This window comes from Longimicrobiales bacterium (assembly GCA_029245345.1).
In the GTDB taxonomy this organism is placed as follows: Bacteria; Gemmatimonadota; Gemmatimonadetes; order Longimicrobiales; family Gaopeijiaceae; genus CALFPJ01.
This window is the reverse complement of sequence record JAQWPM010000021.1, coordinates 334,858-351,144: the sequence shown is the minus strand read 5'-3', so window position 1 is coordinate 351,144 and position 16,287 is coordinate 334,858. Positions and strand designations below refer to the sequence as shown.

Below are 16,287 nucleotides of genomic sequence, written 5' to 3'. Positions count from 1 at the left end.
GCAAGCGCTCGCTGGAGAAGTGCGCGCTATTTCGCGCCCCCGGTAGGAAGTGTCGGCCCCCCCCAAGCCAATTCCATACCCACATCGTAGGCTAGGAGCCGCAGTCCATTCGGCCCGTCGATGTACACGTAGGGTGTGTATTCGTAGAGCTCGAGTACCGGGACGTTTCCGGCCGGGCCCATGTCTCGGGCCAGGATAATGTCAGCGCCCGGCAGTGGCGGTAGTCGCCACAGCAGAGACTCGAGTTCGATAGATCCGAAACGATCCGATCGGGCCTCCCTCGCGCACGCGGAGGTGAGCGGACGGGAAGGCTCTATCCGTACGACGTTGCCAGGAGAGAGGGCTCGGACGGCCAAATTCGGCGGATAGCCTGGCTGTGCGTCTAGGTCCATCTCGGTCGTCGTGCGTGTCGTGATTTCGGTCCGGCTGAACGTGTCGACCTTACATATGTCATTCCGGCGGAGCGCTGTTTCGATCGAATCTCTACGCATTCCCGAAGCGGCCAGTCGAGCCGACACGCGAGATGCCCAACTCCCATGCACGAACACCACGGCCCGAGGTGGAGGCAGAGCGTGGGCCCCAAGCTTGGGGCTGTCTTCTTGGGATCGTTTTTGTGCCAAGATGAGGCCTGGGGCGAGCACCACCGATCCAACCAGAGTGAGAAGGAGGGCCCATGTTGCGACGTTTCGCACCCAGCGAGTCCGGAAGGGCGACGATGTCGCGAGTGCGTGGCCGCCGCAAACCGCTGCTGCAATCCACGCTGGGGTCGTTTCAAACAACATGCGTGGACCCATGTGTACGCCGTGGTGCCAATAGAGCGCGTTCCCGAGGACGCCTGCGCCCCCCCACGCAATCAGCGTCCACATGCCCCGGTATCGCGCCCCAGCCGCGAGCGCTGCCCCGACGACCAACAGGGCAGGGAGAGGCGACTCCATGAGGTGGGCGCTGAGCTGGATGAGGTCAGCGCCCGAGTAGGCGACCGCCTCAAGCATGCCGTATACGTTACCCCACGGATCCGTATGAAAGCCAAGGCCGTGAGACGGCCCGAACGCGGCGGAGTACCCCAAGCGCGTGGGAGCACCGAAGAGGCTCGTATTCCACCAGAATAGGAATCCGGCGAACGGCACGCCGCCCAGAACGAAGGACGTGGCCGCGGTGACGCGATCCCGTGTTGTAGTCCGAGGCCAAAGGGGTTGGACGGTGACTGTGGAAACGATGGCTGCAGAGAGCACGAGTCCCGTCCATGGCCTGACACAAATTGTGAAGCCGACCGCCGCTCCGAGTAGCAGAAATGACCGCAAGCTTGGGGTGCGCGCCCGCGCGGCAGCCCAGAAGACCAGGCACACCCCGGCGGCGGCGGTCGAGTGGCTCAAGTATGTGCTGCCCAAAAGGAGCCAGAACGGACAAACGGCGAGGAGCGTCGCCGACGCACGCGAGAGGCGGGTGTCGTCCAAGACCCGGTCTAACCCCAACGAGAAGGCTGCGGTGGCTAAGCCGATAGCCAAGGGGCCGAGCAGCCACGGAACGCCCACCAGCAGGGCGCCTGCCAAGAGGACGGTATGGAGAGGAGGATAGATGGAGGCCCATCCGGACTCGGTAAATACCCCGTTTTGAACGGCCCAGCTCGCGGTGGCGTTCTCCAGTGGCAGGGTCAGTCCAGCACCCGATATCGCGCGTGCGTGGAGAAGTTGCACGAGTTCGTCGACGGAGGTTGGCTCAGCCCCATGGACGAAGACGGCAGTGAGTGCGGCCAGCCCGGCGGTGCCCATCCCGATGAGCACGGCGAAGTTACGCCCCGGGACGGCGGCGAGCGCGGAGACGGCCGCGTTCGTGGCAGTCTTCAGGCGGTCGGTCGGTGTGGCTCTGGAGATGATCGCCGCCAACACGATCACGATTAGCGATCCCAACCAGCCGGAATTCCACGCTGCTTCAGCACTCGCCCGGGTCGAAATACCCGCGGACCCGGTGCGCTCAGGGGCCAGGAGGCGGTGTAGCGGCAGGGCCGAAAGCGCGAGCAGAGCCCAGCCGACGATCCGCGCGGGAGTTATCCTATGAGCGGGCATGGCCGACAATGTGGTCATGGGCCACCTTTCCGGCCAGGACACTCTGAGGGAGCCACAACAGATGCAACGGCCTGTATATTTAATTTCGGATCAGGCGGACGTTTTCGCGGCGCTGAGCCGGCCGGAGAACCCGCCTACGGTGTTGGCGGATGCCCACGAATTGGGGCAGCTCGAGTCCCGTGACCCGGGGCTCGTTCTCCTTGATCGCGCTTCGCGGCCGGACAGCGAGGTCATGGTACTTGCAGCGCTCATCGCGCCGGCCGACCCCTCGTGGGTGCTCGGGATCGTGGATGCTGAGGACCGACGGATCCGTACGGTTGGCTTCGGCCGTCGCCACGCAGCGACCGACGTCGCCGATTTTGCGTCTGCTTCGAACGATCGGCCGGGGCTGATGCTGGAGCTCCGTGGTGTTCTCACAGAGATCTCCCGTGTGCGACACGACCTTAACAATCCGCTGACGTCCGCTCTGGCCGAAGTTCAACTGCTCCTGTTAGACATCGAAGACCCAGAGGTCCGGGAGGCTCTCGAGGTTACTCAGGCGCAGCTTCGCCGCATGCGCGACATGATCGTCGACTCAAAACACCTCCGGCTCGTAGAGGATTGACTGATACGGGCGCCGGCCACGCGGGCTCGCATTATGCCACCCCACGGGTGTTGCAGAATGCGAAGCCCCGCTACTATGGCTGTAGCGGGGACACTAAGACTCCGTTGGATCCTGTGACCTGAGACTGGCATCGTGGCTGATTCGGCTGTGACCCCGGCTCCGTCGGGCCCCCAACTACAATTGGGTCGCCGAGCCCTACTTCGTTGGCTCTACCTCGGGCGACTCACACTGCTCGCGGGCATTCTGGTTGCTGCCTTCGTCCGTTGGCTTTCGGTCGATCCTGAAGCGACCCTCGTTGCAACGGTCATGTTTCTTGTCGCCCTGGCGGTTACGGCGTCTTCGTTCTGGTTCACCCATTTTCTGGGTCGCAAACCGAGCGACAATTTCATGTACGCGCAGGTGATCCTGGACGTCGCGCTGGTGACCGGGATCGTCCATATCACCCAGGGGCCGGACAGTAATTTCGCGCCAGTCTACATCCTGGTGATAAGTGCGGGCGCACTGCTTCTTCCGCTTCCGGGCGGGGTGCTCATCGGCGGACTGGCCAGCATCGCCTATTTTGCCGATCTCGTATGGGGATTCCAGAGCACTTTCAACCCGGAGGTCGCCGCGCAGATCGGCTTATTCACGATCGTCGCACTCCTCACCGGGGTTCTGGGAGATCGTCTCCGGCAGGCCGGAGCCACCCTCGGGGAGGTCTCGTCCGAGCTGCATCAGCTCCGACTCGATACTGGCGACATCCTCGGCACCCTCGCGACCGGTGTCGTCACCGTGGATGGTGAGGGCCGGCTCGTCTACGCCAACGTAGCTGCCGAGGCACTGCTGGGGCTCCCGCTGCGGGATGTTCTTGGGGAACCCATTCTCGAAAATGTCGAGACGGTCGCACCCGGCTTGGGTGGCGTGTTGGAGGGCTCGGTGCGCGACGGGAGACCTGTAGCCCGATTCAGGACCACCGCGACACTCCCCGATGGAAAGCGGATCCGCCTTGGGGTCAGCACCACGGTACTCCCGAGGGCCGACGCGGAGTCCGACTCGGCCACCGCGATCTTCCAGGACATCACTGACCTGGAGCGCATCGACGAGCTGAATTTCAGAGCTGAACGACTTGAGGTGGTTGCGGCTCTGTCGGCGTCGTTGGCCCACGAGATTAAGAACCCGCTCGCGTCGATCCGAAGTTCTGTTGAGCAGCTGAGCGGCCGGACCATTTCACCCGAGGATCGAGGGACGCTGGAACGTCTGGTCCTGACCGAATCAGATCGACTGAGTCGACTGCTTTCCGAGTTCTTGGATTACTCGGTCATGAAGTTTGGAGCACGCGAGGACGTCGATCTGGGGGATTTGATTCGCCACTGTGTGGCGCTTGCTAGGCAGCACCCAGATCTCGAGAACGTATCGCTGTCCATGGATGTGCCCGATACGCCAGTGCGGGTCGAGGCGGACCGAGACCTGCTTCACCAGGCCCTATTCAATCTGTTGCTGAATGCGGCACAGTCGGCGGGGCAGGGTGGAACTGTAGTGGTCGCGGCAGCCGAAGTGACTGTGCCTGTCCGCCCAAGGGGGGTTGATATCGCGCACCCCCGAAGCCTCAGCGTTCGGGATAGTGGCCCAGGCGTCGATCCCGAGGTCGCTGCGCGAATTTTCGATCCCTTCTTTACGACCCGGGACTCGGGCAGCGGGCTTGGGCTCGCCGTGGTGCACCGTGCGGTTGAAGCCCACCAAGGAGTGACGCTAGTGGAGCGAGCACCCGAGGGCGGTGCGCATTTCTTGATCTATCTCCCTGGGCTTCCCGGTGATACCGCGGAGGGCGGAGCATGAAAAATCCAGTGAAGATTCTACTCGTGGACGACGAGACCGCGATCCTCGAGACGCTGTCCATCTTGTTCAGGGGGCAGGGATACCAGGTCGCCGTAGCCGATTCTGGGTCCAAGGCTCTGGATGCCCTCGACCAGGAGCTTCCGGACATCGTCCTCACAGACATCAGGATGCCCGGTGCGACGGGCCTCGAGGTGCTGGCTCGGGCGCACGAGGTCGATCCGGAGATGTCCGTCATCCTTATGACTGCACAGGCGTCTCTTCAGTCGGCGGTGCGCGCGGTGAACGAGGGAGCCTATTACTACTTGCAGAAGCCGTTCGCCAACGAGGAGTTGCTTGCTATTTGCAGGCGTGCGGCGGAGACCCGACAGCTTCGTGTCGAAAACAAGCGTCTCAAGAAGGAGATTCGGACGGGGAAAGGCCGGCCGGCAGGCAGGCCCATCGGTGTCGCGCCGAATTTTGTGGCGGCACTGAAGCTGGCCGAGACCGTCGCATCCACGGACTCAACCGTTCTTTTGTCGGGCGCGAGCGGCACGGGGAAGGAAGTGGTCGCCCGCTACATCCACGAGCTATCGGAGCGCACCGAAGGCCCGTTCCTGTCGATCAACTGCGGAGCGCTTCCCGAGGGTCTCCTCGAGAGCGAACTCTTCGGCCACGTGAAGGGTTCGTTTACGGGAGCGGTGAAAGACAAGGATGGTCTTTTGGTTGCAGCGGCCGGAGGTACGTTTTTGCTGGACGAAATCGGAGAAACGAGCCCAGCGACTCAGGTCAAACTCCTCCGGGCCCTTCAGGAACGAGAGGTGATTCCGGTAGGTGCGACGAAGCCGGTCCCGGTTCACGCCCGTATCATCGCGGCCACGAACCGCGATCTGGAAGAGGGAATCAAGCGAGGGGACTTCCGCAGTGACCTCTACTATCGACTCAACGTCATCCAGCTGCGGCTTCCTCAGCTGAGGGAGAGGAAGGAGGACATTCCTCTGCTTGCGCGCTACTTCCTCGACTCCCGAGCCGAGTCGGATGGGGCCGATCAGAGCATGGACATTTCGGACGCAGCCATGGACGCACTCGTAGAATACGGCTGGCCGGGGAACGTGCGTGAACTCGAGAATGCACTCGAGCGAGCGGCGGTGGTCGCGACGGGCAGTTCGGTCACTCGCGATTCATTGCCTGAGCGGGTCCGAGAGGCGCCGCCGACACGTCTGGCTGCAGAGCCGATTGCAGATAACCCAACGATGGAAGTGATTGAGCGCGCCTACATTCTGTGGGTCTTGCAGGCGGAGGGCGGCAACAAGTCTCGTGCGGCAGAGGTGCTCGGGATTGATCCGTCCACTCTGTATCGGAAGCTCAATCGGTATGGAATCGCGGAGTGACACTTGGTGTGCGCTTTCGCCCGTGGTTCCTTCCCTTAGGAGCTGGTGGAGTAGGTTGGCGTCTCATTGAATACAGATATCCATCCAACGATCGTGAATCGTCATGAGCGGAATCGACATCCCTAGAGTGCCTCAGGAGAAGCTGCCCTGGGACCGCGTGACCCTGTCGGTGGTGATTCCGTGTTACAACGAAGTCTCGACGGTGGAGAGCTTGCTGCGGCGTGTGCGTGAGGTCCCGCTGGCGTTGGAAGTGATCGTCGTCGATGACGGGTCGACCGACGGCACTCGGGACCTACTTCGGAAACTCGACGACAAGCTGATCGATCAGCTCGTGTTCCATGAGAAAAACGGAGGAAAGGGAAGTGCCCTCCGTACGGGGTTCGGGAGGGCTCGCGGTGACGTGGTCGTCGTCCAGGATGCTGACCTGGAGTACGATCCCCACGAGTTACCCATCCTCCTTGAGCCGATTCTCAGGGGCAAGGCGGACGCGGTGTACGGATCGCGCTTCCTCGGCGGGCCACATCGGGTGCTCTTCTTTTGGCACTCGATCGGGAATCGTTTTTTGACGCTCCTGTCCAACATGTTCACGGACCTGAACCTGACCGACATGGAGACATGCTACAAAATGGTCAGGACGGAGCTGCTCCAGTCACTTCCTCTGTCCGCGCAACGGTTCGGAATCGAACCCGAATTGACAGCTAGGCTGGCCCAAGCGGGAGCCCGTATCTACGAACTCCCGATCAGTTACAACGGACGGTCGTACGCCGAGGGCAAGAAGATCGGCTGGAAAGACGGTGTGTCGGCACTCTGGAGCATTCTCAAGTACAACCTCGCACCCCCACGTGTCCCGACATGGCGTGCGCCTGCTGTGGACCCATGGGATGCCCCCGAGCGTGTGACGAGCGGAACCCCGCCGGCGATCGGAGATGGCGGCGGAGTGCCGGTTAACCGAAGCGACTAGCGCGCCCACCGTGTCGACATCTCTGCCTCGAGCGCGGACGCTTCTCTTCCTTGTCGCGGTCGCGGCCTATCTGACCTCGTTGGGCAACGGGTTCGCGTACGATGACAACTGGTTCATTGTTGGGAACCCTGTGGTTACCGAGGCTCTTATTGCCGATGCCTTTCTTGAACCTGCCTGGCCTGATGCTCCCCAGGGTGTGGGTAACTATCGGCCTGTTGTACTCACGAGCTTCGCCGTGGAGTGGGCTGTCTTTGGAGGGGATGAACTCGGCTTCCACGTGGTCAGCGTCTTAGCTCAGGGGCTCATTAGTCTTTTGGTATTGGCGTTGCTGCTGCGCTTCGTCCCGTTGCTCCCTGCCTTCCTGGCCTCCCTGGTCTTCGCGGTTCACCCCGTGCATGTGGAGGCGGTCGCGAATGTTATGGGGCGGGCTGAACTGTATGCCGCTCTGGGCTATTTGGGTGCCTGCCTCGTATACCTGAACTGGAGGCCCGCAGGTGGGCTCAGGCGGGGCCTTCGATTGCTCGCTCTGGCGGCGCTTTCCCTATTCGCGATGGGGTCCAAAAAAATCACAATCACCCTACCAACTGCCCTAATCGCCCTCAAGCTGTTTCGACATAGCGATGCCGGATTGAGACAACGGTTTCGTGAAGAAGCACTGACGATCGTGGGTTTGGTCGCGGTCATGGCCCTATACGTGATCGTTCGGGGGGAGGTCCTAGGCACGTTCACGGGGGAGAGTGCATCTCCCGCACTGCTAGGCCTGTCTGTGCCGGAGCGTCTGCTCACCGCATTGACGGTCTGGCCGCACTATCTCAGGCTGATGTTCTTCCCCCTGGACCTGAGCGCCGACTACGGACCGGGCGTGATTCTGCCCACCCATAGTCTGACCCTCGAGGCGATTTCAGGCGCGGTACTGATCGTCGCTCTCCTGGGTGGCGCCTGGCTCCTTCGGCGACGGGCCCCGACCGTTTCGCTCGGAGCTCTGTGGTTCTTCGTGACCATCCTTCCGGTCTCGAACCTCGTGGTCCGGGCGGACATCGTCTTGGCAGAACGGACGCTCTACCTCCCGTCTGTCGGGCTCGCCTTGGGAATAGCAGGAATGGTGCATCACCTCGCGGGTGAGATCCCAATGGCGCGCCGGAGAGTCCTGCTCGGACTGTTCGCGGTTTTCGTTGTAGGGATGTTTGTGCGCACTGTCACGCGGAACCCCGCCTGGATGGACACGTACTCCGTCGTGAGCACCCTCGCAGCCGATCATCCCGAGTCTTGGCTCGCTCTGCGCGCTCGCGGGGGTGGTCTCGAGCGAGTCGGAGCCCTTGCCGAAGCTGGAGACGTCTACGATATCGCTCTTGAGGTTGCCCCGAACAACTATCAACTCCTGGTTGAAGTGGCGGGCTTCAAACATCGAATCGGAGATCACGAAGGAGCGGAGGAACTCCTGGCGCGCGCGATCCAACTTCTGCCGGATTATTCAGTGGCCTATGAACGCCTGTCCGAGCAAAAACTTCTTGATGGAGACGGGCGGTCCGCTCACGCTGTCGCGCTGGCGGGCCTCGCGAGGGTTGGTAGCCACCGAGGGTTGTGGGCCCTGGTCTCCGAGTCCTATGTGGCCAAGGGTGATCTGGACGCTGCCGTCCGAGCGCGACGGGCAGCCCTCGGGCAGGATTCCACTTCGGTCTCGGACTGGACGCGGCTCGGGGATCTCCTCGAGCTAGCGGGGGACACCGTCTCCGCGGAAGCGGCGCGTGCTCATGCGACGAGTCGTCCGTGAGGCTGGACGCGTTCCTCCGTAATCGGAAGAGGGTCGTGTTGGCCGTGGCCATCGTGGCCGGACTCGTCTACGCGAACGCCGTTCCCAACCGGTTCGCGTACGATGACCACCATATCATCGCCAACAACAGCGCGATCCAGTCGATAGAAACGTTGCCGTCTGCGATCTTTGCGCCCTACTGGCCCGGCGTTTATGGACGGGAGAACGGCCTCTGGAGGCCCACCACCCAGGCCCTCTTCGGGGTCCAGTGGATCGTCTCTAGAGGGGCCCCGTGGCTCTTCCATCTAGTGAACGTGCTCGCGCACGTTGCCGTGACATCGTTGGTCCTTCTGTTGCTTTGGGAGTTGATGTCGATGCGCGCCGCGTTCTTCGGGGCGCTCGTCTTCGCCATTCACCCCGTCCACGTAGAGGCGGTCGCCAACCTGGTGGGACTGTCGGAACTCGTCTCTACGGGCCTGTTTCTCATGGCGTGCCTTGTCCATGTGAGAGGGCCGCCTGAGAGCAGATGGCGTGACGCGGTACTGATCGGGCTGTTGTACGCAGTTGCCTTTGGAGCCAAGGAAGGAGCCGCGACCCTCCCAGCCATCATCTTCCTGCTCGATGCGTCCCGCGGGCGCCTGACGTTTGCGGACCTTCTCCGCTACCTGCGTGAGCGATGGCGCGTTTACGCGGCGCTCATCATTGGGGCGGCCCTAATGCTGATCCCGAGACTGGGGATTTTGGGGACGATCGCCAACCCGCTGGGGCCGCTCGGCGCGGACCTGCTGCTCGAGGTCCCGCGAATCTGGACGATTTCCGAGGTGTGGGGGAACTACGTCCGCCTCTGGGTGCTGCCGCTCGATCTCTCGTCAGACTACGCACCTGGTGTGATTCCGATCTCGATCGGTTGGAAGCTGGCCAATTCAGTTGGGGCGGCTCTAGCGTTGGCGCTTCTAGCGGCTGCGTTGATCGCATGGCGCCGAGCCCCCATGAGATCCGGATTGAATTCGCCTCGGGCCGCTGGATTTGGGGTCGTATGGTTCATGCTTACGCTTTCCCCAGTAGCGAACGTGTTTTTTGTGGCCGGCGTGTTGCTCGCCGAGCGGACGCTGTACTTGCCGTCTGTGGGATTGGCGGCGGCTACGGGGTGGTTGTTCGCCCGGTTCTACGTCGCTAGGCCGAAGGTGGCTCTCGTCACGGTGGGGTTGGTTGTTCTTTTGGGCTCGGCTCGAACCTGGGAGCGGAACCCGACCTGGAAAGACAACCCGGCCATGTTGAACGCGCTCGTCGCGGACTTCCCCCATTCCGGCCGGTCCCAATGGGTGCTCGGGGATGCGTTTATGGACAGGGGGCTCACCAAGCAGGCTCTCCAGTCGTACCGGATCGCCGTCGATCTCCTGGATGCCCACTACCAAATCACGACTGATGTGGCGCAGACGTTGATTCGGCATGAGATGTTGGAGGGTGCCGAGGGCCTCCTGCGGCACGCCTGGCGCCGGGAGCCCGGCTTCGCCGTGGCACCAGCTCTTCTCGCAGAGATCTACTCGGAGTGGAATGAGCCGGAGTTGGCGGAGCGATTCAGTCGGCTGTCCTTGATGATCGACGATCGAGACCCGCTTCGGCCGCATATCATCTCATGGTCCTTGGCCGCGCGCGGCAGGTTTGCCGAGGCTGCCTCCGCACGAGAGAGCGCCCTCCAGGCCCAGGGAATGGGCAATTACTGGCAACAGTGGCTCACGATGGCGTATCTCGGGCTGGCCGAGGGTGACAGCGTTTCGGCTCGTACCGCCCTGGACGCGGCGTTGGCGGCTGAACTGTCAGGCCGCGCTCGCGTCCACGTCGATTCAGTCAAAGTGGCCGTATTCGGTAGGGCCGCGGTGGACTCGCTCGTAGCCAACTAATACGACATCGCGCATTGCCGCAGAAGAGGGGTATTTCGCCCGCATCGTGCAGAATCCCCCACCAATATCGGCCTTAACAGGGTTGCGAGACGCACAGGGTGGCTGCGTAACTCGTTATGGTGGTGTGATATACGGTGCTCGCTCCGTTGTTGGACCCTCCCTTGCTTCCTTGTTGCACAACGCAGTTCCCTGTTCTACCCACCACCTGGAGTCCCCGCTCATGCGAGACAACAAGGGTTTTACCCTCATCGAGCTCCTGATCGTAGTTGTGATCATCGGGATCCTGGCGGCCATCGCCATTCCGAAGTTCTCCGCGACTCGCGAGAAGGCGTACTTCGCCGCCATGAAGTCCGATATCAAGAACCTGGCTTCGCAGCAGGAGATCTACTACGCGGACGAGTACTCTTACACGACCACGACGACGCTTCTGTCGTTCACCAACTCCGACGGTGTGACGGTCGCGTCCGCCGCTACGAGCTCGGGCTGGTCGGCTAGTGCGGTTCACGCCGCCCTTGGCACCGCTGAAGGCTGCGTGATCTACTACGGAACGGCTGCTACGCCGACCGTCGGCAGCACCACGGCTACTGCGCCGGGTGAGGTTGCCTGCACCAGCTAAGTTCGCTGATGCAGATTGCATCCTTCCAGGAGGGTGTGACAGAGTAGCTGCTAGTGAACGACCCGGGCCGCATGGCCCGGGTCGCTTCACTGGTGGGATGTTCGCGCCGATCGCTCCCCGAGCAGCCTCCAGGGTGGCTTTCTATGGATCGCACAGCGCGGGACGGTTTTACACTGATCGAGTCGCTGATGGTAGTGGTGATCATCGGGCTCTTGGCGGCGATCGCCATTCCCAAGTTCTCTGGGACTCGCGAGAAGGCGTACTTCGCCGCCATGAAGTCTGATATCAAGAACCTGGCTTCGCGGCAGGAGATCTACTGCGCGGACGAGTACGCCTACACGACCACGACATCGCTTCTGTCGTTCACGGACTCCGGGATCGACTAAGACGTCCCGCAGAGCCATGCCGTCGCCCCGCTGGGGCGAACAATTTTCGTGGCATGACCAAGGGACATACGCTAATCGAGTTGGCCATCGTCTTGGCGCTGCTCGCAATGAGCGGCTCTGCATTGGCCCCCGCAGCCCGTCGATATCGGGACAATGCCTCCGCAGCCGCGGCAAGAGAGTCGGTGATCGCCTCAATCGCCACAGCCCGGTCGATGGGCGTTGGTCAGGGTGGGGCTTCGGTCCACCTTGAGTCTCCCCAATGGGTGCGGATCGTCCACGGGGACTCCATCGTCAACGAGGTCGACCTGGCGCGATCGTTTGGCGCGACCATGCGACTGGGGGGCGGCCGACCTGCAGCGCGAATCGTCTTTGACGCCCTCGGCCTGGGACGGCTCGCGAGTCGAACGGTCATCCTCGAAAGTGGGAGCGCACAGCTCCGAGTGGTGATCTCAAGTTTTGGAAGGGTCCGCCGCGAATGACGCTGGTGAAGCGTGGCTTTACGCTCGTCGAGGTCGTCGTCGGTGTTCTGATCTTTGAGGTCGGCTTTCTTGGGGTCGCAACGATGTTCGTCGTTGCGACGAAGGAGCTTCGGCGAGCGATCGAAGTCGAGGATGCGACATCTGCGACCCTTGATGTTCTCGACTCAATCGGAGGCTTTCCTAGCGCTGGGGCCGAGACACGCGTGCTCGACCTCGGGCAGTTGCAGTTGGATGTCACCGAGGATGGGCGGGTCAGCGTGGCAGTGATTTCTCATTTGGGCGACACAATTAGCTACATCGTGACCCGGAGATTGGTGACAGGATGATCGGGCACACCAAGGAGATGAGAGGTGGGACGCTTATTGAGGCGATCGTGACGTTGGTGTTGGGGCTCCTCCTCGTTCAGATGTCTTTGGGTGCCCTGGCCCGAGGGCACACGCTGCACCAAGGCCTACTTGAGCGCGCCGATGCATTGAAGACCGTCAGGATTGTTCGATGGGTTCTTAGGGCGGAGCTGTCGAAAGGCCATCCGGGAGAGGATTGGATGGTCCATGATGCGGATTCGATCGTGCTCCGAGCATACCGGGGTGTCGCGTTTCCATGTCTGATCACAACGGGTCGGCTCGATGTGACATACAGGGGAGGGCGGGACCCTGATCCCGAAAAAGACTCGGTGCTGCTTGTCTACGAGAGTGGAGAGACGGACGTCAGGGCACTCGAACGTTGGGGGCCCGGTGCGAGTTGTTCGTGGCGTTTAGGAGTTAGCCCGTCGGGGTGGTCCGCTCAGCAGTGGGCGGTTGAGGGCGTCTTGGATTCGGGGCTCGTTGCGGTCCGTCTGTTCGAGTCGGGGAGTTATCACATCGCAGATGGAGCCCTGCGCTATCGTCGCGGACGAGGTGGACGACAACCGCTCACGAGCAACGCGCTGTCTACGCCGGAAAGTGGGATCCGGACTGGTGGAGCCGGGTTGGGGGTGAGCATCGTCATGAAGTCGCAGGGCGGGGGCGACTGGACCCGTTGGGTGAGCCTCGCGCGGCAGATCCGATGATTGGGGTCACTCCACATCTCAAGCGTGTGAGCGATGGATTTGTCTTGCCGCTCTTACTCCTACTGCTGTTGGCTCTCACTGCACTAGCTCATAGTGCGCTTCTTGTGGCTACCGCCGAGTTCAGGATGTCCCGAATCGCGAACGATCTGGCCGCGGCTCAGCAGGCTGCAGAGGGAGCACTAGTTCAGCTCCCAGGGGCTCTTCTTGGCCTCCCGGGCCGCGTGCGAGTCGGCGAGTCGGTAGTGGTCGACATTGAGCCTGTGCCGACAGCCACTCTGCGTGTCGGGGTATCGCGCCTCTCACGAGAATCATGGTTTGTCCAAGCCGAGGCTCAGGCGTCGGAGGGGCGGCAGGCAAGTGAGGCAGCTGTGTTTTGGCGGTTTGACCCTATCGCGAGGCTTACTCGTCTCACGGGCGCGGTGACCGTCCCAACTGGCGTGTCCCGCTCAGGGGCTGCCCGCGTCGAGACCGAGGCTCTTTGGACCGATGCCGAATGTCCGTCTATGGAATCGGCACTCGACTCGGCGTTCGTGGCGGGGTCACCGAAGGGGGTGGAGCCGAGTAATGTGGCGGGCTCGATTGGATTGGGGGCGATCACGATGGACGATATCCATCGGCTGGTCCCGCCTACCCTCGGCCGCAGCGGGACGCCCGCGCCGCTCGATTCCTTGGGTTCCTGCGGGGAGGCGACCTGGAACTGGGGAGGGGCGGACCCCGTCGATACGCCGTGCGGATTGGTCCACGTCGTGCGGTCGTCCACAGGTGATGTGGACATTGTAGGAGGTGAAGGCCGCGGTCTGATCATCATCCACGGCGACCTGACTTTGCGTGACGGCTCCAGCATTGTCGGTATGCTCCTCGTCACGGGGAGGCTTCGACTGACGAATGGTGCTTACTTCCGCGGAATGGCGTTTGCGGGAGAGGGGGTCAGGGTAGATCCGTCGGCGCACATCGTCGGGTCGATCTGCGTGGCGGCGGCATCCCTTAATGCGGCCTCCGGTGCCCTCGGAGTGTTTCTTCCCCTCGTTGGAGCCACTCGGTTAGGCCAGTACTGACCGATACACTGCCCCCAAACTTGCACGTTCATCTGCGTTCGATCGACATTCGTCACCTCCGGTGGGTACATAGTGCGCAGAACATTCCTTTGCACGTGGGGGAATTCGCGTGAATCTTGAGGTCGTCTCTGGCACGGATCTTGGTTGAAGACCGTTGTAGAGAAGCACTCGGTCCGAGAATTGGACCATGAGTCACAAAAGAGCGGGCTTCACCTTGATTGAGTTGGTAGTGGCCATCCTCATCAGGAGTATCCTGACGACTATGGCCTTTTCCAGCTTCGCGTCCGCGATGGGCGGTTATTCCGTGCGTGGCGCTCGTGACGAGTCTCATCCCGTCGGCTTTTTATAAACTACTGTTTTTTCGCCAAATGTTTACTCAAATTTTGATTTGACTGTATGCACATTGTTATTGACAAGACTCAACTTTTTGTGGTAACCTGATTGAGCATAATTGGGAAAATTTGTTTCCCATTCCCCCGGTGACGGCACCATATGGCCCTCTTCGGACGAAATAAATTTTCCATCGGCCTGGACATCGGTTCAGGCTTTGTGAAGGTCGTCGAGGTTGATCACTCCGGTGATCAGCCGGAGGTGACCCGGGTCGCGATGCGTCCACTGCTTCCGGACGCGATCGTCGAAGGCGAGATCATGGACTATGGCCTGGTCTCTGATGCCGTGATGGGGCTCTTCCATGAGATCGGCCTAAAAGGGGCTCAGGTCGTGACTGCCGTCGGCGGTCACGATGTGATCATCAAAAAGATCGAGATGGATCGGATGAAAGAGTCCGATGCTCGTGTGGTGATCAGGTGGGAGGCGGAACAGCACGTGCCGTTTGACATCAAGAGTGTGGAGTTGGACTTCCAGATCTTGAACCCGCATGACGACGGCCTCCAAATGGAGGTCCTCCTCGTTGCAGCGAAACGGGAACTGGTAGACAACAAGGTTGGCCTCCTCCAGGACGCGGGGGTCAATCCAATCATTATTGATGTCGACGCATTCGCGCTCCATAACGCGTTTGAGCACAACTACCCGGATTCGCAGGACGGCATCATCGCCCTCGTGAACGTGGGTCATGAAACGACCAACGTGAACATCCTTGAGAACGGTGTGCCGATTCTCACCCGAGATATTCCCTTCGGTTCGCGCCGGATCCGCGAGGACCTTCAGAGGGAGCGGGGCCTTACCGCTGAGCAGGCCGAAGACGTGGTCCAGGCCCGCGAGACGGTGGAGAACCTTGAGCAGTTTGTTGAGGCCTCCGCGGACGAAGTGGCCGTCGGGATCGAACGTGCCAGTGCTTTCCTGATGGCCCGCGAGGATGGCGAGTCGATCGGCCGAATCTTCTTGAGCGGTGGTGGTGCGCGGATCCCTGGAATGGTGGAAGCGCTGGCCACCCGGATGAACGTCGAGACCGAATTAGTGAACCCGTTCGAGCGCGTGCCAGTACGGCCCGGCGCGGCGGGTGGGATTTCAATCGAAGAAGCTGCCCCGATGCTGCTGTTGTCGCTCGGGTTGGCTCTGCGCGTCTAGACTTTGAGGACGGACTGACCCGTGATCCAAGTCAACCTGCTGCCAGGCAGAAAGAAAGGGCGTTCCCGGTCTTTCTCATTTTCGCTGCCAAAATTCGGCGGTGGGGGTGGGGCAGGTATGCCCGACCCTTACCAGGCCTTCACTGTGGCTGCCGGAATTGTAGCCATCGGGTACATGGCCTGGGCCTTTTTGGGCGTCAGGTCCGATGCAGAGGAACTGCAAGTTCAGCTCGACTCCGCAGTACAGGACTCTGTGCGTTTCGCTGACCTCATCCTACGAACGAACGAACTCATGGCTCGGCGCGACTCCATCGCGCAGCGCGTTGCAATCATCCAAGAGATCGACGCGGGCCGATACGTGTGGCCCCATGTCATGGATGAAATCGCGAGAGCTGTGCCGGATTACACATGGCTCCGCAGTGTCATGTACATGGGGGATAACCCACTCCAGGTGCGCATCGAAGGACGTGCAGGAAGCCTAGAGGCGATCACGACATACATGGACAACCTCGAGGCTTCTCGCTTCCTACGGCGGGTCGACCCCGAGCGGATGGAGCAAACCGTGTCTGACGACAGCCCGGACGACCTAGTCTACCTATTCGAGCTGACCGCGACATATGAGCCTCCTCCGCTCGAGGAACTCGAGACCATTCCATTGTTCGCGGAAGGTGTTGTGACTCAGGTGGCGGTTCCCGATTCCTCAGCGGGGAATTGAC

Annotated in this window: 16 protein-coding genes; 15 read left to right on the top strand and 1 reads right to left on the bottom strand. The window is 61.5% G+C overall.

Translation table 11 applies throughout. The features are described 5' to 3' along the window. Positions 1–26 precede the first annotated feature (26 nt). Positions 27–2,081 (bottom strand): hypothetical protein, encoded by a 2,055-nt coding sequence (locus P8L30_12620; protein MDG2241038.1) that lies wholly within the window; start codon positions 2,079–2,081, stop codon positions 27–29. 43 nt (positions 2,082–2,124) lie between these two features. On the opposite strand from P8L30_12620, the gene P8L30_12615 reads away from it, so the two are divergent. The 15 genes from P8L30_12615 (at position 2,125) to P8L30_12545 (ending at position 16,286) form a co-directional block, all read left to right on the top strand. After that, positions 2,125–2,667 carry a histidine kinase dimerization/phospho-acceptor domain-containing protein gene (locus P8L30_12615; protein ID MDG2241037.1) on the top strand — a complete coding sequence of 181 codons (543 nt, stop codon included), beginning with the start codon at positions 2,125–2,127 and terminating at the stop codon, positions 2,665–2,667. 132 nt (positions 2,668–2,799) lie between these two features. Beyond that, entirely contained in the window at positions 2,800–4,482 is a 1,683-nt protein-coding gene (locus tag P8L30_12610) for an ATP-binding protein (GenBank protein MDG2241036.1), read from the top strand. Beyond that, a complete protein-coding gene (locus P8L30_12605; protein ID MDG2241035.1) occupies positions 4,479–5,849 on the top strand; it encodes a sigma-54 dependent transcriptional regulator in 1,371 nt (456 codons plus the stop codon). Before P8L30_12610 ends, P8L30_12605 begins: the two co-directional genes overlap by 4 nt. 103 nt (positions 5,850–5,952) lie before the next feature. Then, positions 5,953–6,810, top strand: coding sequence for a glycosyltransferase family 2 protein (locus P8L30_12600; protein ID MDG2241034.1), 858 nt, complete (start codon positions 5,953–5,955; stop codon positions 6,808–6,810). A gap of 10 nt (positions 6,811–6,820) precedes the next feature. After that, positions 6,821–8,581 carry a tetratricopeptide repeat protein gene (locus tag P8L30_12595; protein ID MDG2241033.1) on the top strand — a complete coding sequence of 587 codons (1,761 nt, stop codon included), beginning with the start codon at positions 6,821–6,823 and terminating at the stop codon, positions 8,579–8,581. After that, positions 8,578–10,461, top strand: a complete 1,884-nt coding sequence (locus P8L30_12590; protein ID MDG2241032.1) for a hypothetical protein — start codon at positions 8,578–8,580, stop codon at positions 10,459–10,461. Before P8L30_12595 ends, P8L30_12590 begins: the two co-directional genes overlap by 4 nt. Positions 10,462–10,681: 220 nt before the next feature. Next, positions 10,682–11,077 carry a prepilin-type N-terminal cleavage/methylation domain-containing protein gene (locus P8L30_12585; protein ID MDG2241031.1) on the top strand — a complete coding sequence of 132 codons (396 nt, stop codon included), beginning with the start codon at positions 10,682–10,684 and terminating at the stop codon, positions 11,075–11,077. A gap of 143 nt (positions 11,078–11,220) precedes the next feature. Further along, positions 11,221–11,463: a prepilin-type N-terminal cleavage/methylation domain-containing protein gene (locus tag P8L30_12580; GenBank protein ID MDG2241030.1), complete on the top strand. Its 243-nt coding sequence runs from the start codon at positions 11,221–11,223 to the stop codon at positions 11,461–11,463. A 53-nt stretch (positions 11,464–11,516) separates the two neighbouring features. Continuing rightward, entirely contained in the window at positions 11,517–11,942 is a 426-nt protein-coding gene (locus P8L30_12575) for a type II secretion system protein (GenBank protein ID MDG2241029.1), read from the top strand. Next, positions 11,939–12,268, top strand: coding sequence for a hypothetical protein (locus P8L30_12570; GenBank protein MDG2241028.1), 330 nt, complete (start codon positions 11,939–11,941; stop codon positions 12,266–12,268). Before P8L30_12575 ends, P8L30_12570 begins: the two co-directional genes overlap by 4 nt. Further along, positions 12,265–12,990, top strand: coding sequence for a hypothetical protein (locus tag P8L30_12565; protein ID MDG2241027.1), 726 nt, complete (start codon positions 12,265–12,267; stop codon positions 12,988–12,990). The genes P8L30_12570 and P8L30_12565 overlap by 4 nt, the downstream gene beginning before the upstream one ends. Before the next feature lie 125 nt (positions 12,991–13,115). Next, positions 13,116–14,045, top strand: coding sequence for a hypothetical protein (locus tag P8L30_12560; protein ID MDG2241026.1), 930 nt, complete (start codon positions 13,116–13,118; stop codon positions 14,043–14,045). A gap of 187 nt (positions 14,046–14,232) precedes the next feature. Continuing rightward, positions 14,233–14,394: a prepilin-type N-terminal cleavage/methylation domain-containing protein gene (locus P8L30_12555; protein MDG2241025.1), complete on the top strand. Its 162-nt coding sequence runs from the start codon at positions 14,233–14,235 to the stop codon at positions 14,392–14,394. A 143-nt stretch (positions 14,395–14,537) separates the two neighbouring features. Then, positions 14,538–15,572 (top strand): type IV pilus assembly protein PilM, encoded by a 1,035-nt coding sequence (pilM, locus tag P8L30_12550; GenBank protein ID MDG2241024.1) that lies wholly within the window; start codon positions 14,538–14,540, stop codon positions 15,570–15,572. A 117-nt stretch (positions 15,573–15,689) separates the two neighbouring features. Further along, the gene (locus P8L30_12545) at positions 15,690–16,286 is read left to right on the top strand and encodes a PilN domain-containing protein (GenBank protein ID MDG2241023.1); all 597 of its coding nucleotides are present in this window, start codon (positions 15,690–15,692) and stop codon (positions 16,284–16,286) included. The last annotated feature ends 1 nt before the right edge of the window (position 16,287 follow it).

Excerpts from the sequence above, each read along its gene's own strand:
- P8L30_12620 (MDG2241038.1), bottom strand. The coding sequence starts at position 2,081 with ATGACCACATTGTCGGCCATGCCCGCTCATAGGATAACTCCCGCGCGG.
- P8L30_12615 (MDG2241037.1), top strand. The coding sequence starts at position 2,125 with ATGCAACGGCCTGTATATTTAATTTCGGATCAGGCGGACGTTTTCGCG.
- P8L30_12605 (MDG2241035.1), top strand. The coding sequence starts at position 4,479 with ATGAAAAATCCAGTGAAGATTCTACTCGTGGACGACGAGACCGCGATC.
- P8L30_12600 (MDG2241034.1), top strand. The coding sequence starts at position 5,953 with ATGAGCGGAATCGACATCCCTAGAGTGCCTCAGGAGAAGCTGCCCTGG.
- P8L30_12585 (MDG2241031.1), top strand. The coding sequence starts at position 10,682 with ATGCGAGACAACAAGGGTTTTACCCTCATCGAGCTCCTGATCGTAGTT.
- P8L30_12580 (MDG2241030.1), top strand. The coding sequence starts at position 11,221 with ATGGATCGCACAGCGCGGGACGGTTTTACACTGATCGAGTCGCTGATG.
- P8L30_12575 (MDG2241029.1), top strand. The coding sequence starts at position 11,517 with ATGACCAAGGGACATACGCTAATCGAGTTGGCCATCGTCTTGGCGCTG.
- P8L30_12570 (MDG2241028.1), top strand. The coding sequence starts at position 11,939 with ATGACGCTGGTGAAGCGTGGCTTTACGCTCGTCGAGGTCGTCGTCGGT.
- P8L30_12565 (MDG2241027.1), top strand. The coding sequence starts at position 12,265 with ATGATCGGGCACACCAAGGAGATGAGAGGTGGGACGCTTATTGAGGCG.
- P8L30_12560 (MDG2241026.1), top strand. The coding sequence starts at position 13,116 with ATGTCCCGAATCGCGAACGATCTGGCCGCGGCTCAGCAGGCTGCAGAG.
- P8L30_12555 (MDG2241025.1), top strand. The coding sequence starts at position 14,233 with ATGAGTCACAAAAGAGCGGGCTTCACCTTGATTGAGTTGGTAGTGGCC.
- pilM (MDG2241024.1), top strand. The coding sequence starts at position 14,538 with ATGGCCCTCTTCGGACGAAATAAATTTTCCATCGGCCTGGACATCGGT.
- P8L30_12545 (MDG2241023.1), top strand. The coding sequence starts at position 15,690 with ATGCCCGACCCTTACCAGGCCTTCACTGTGGCTGCCGGAATTGTAGCC.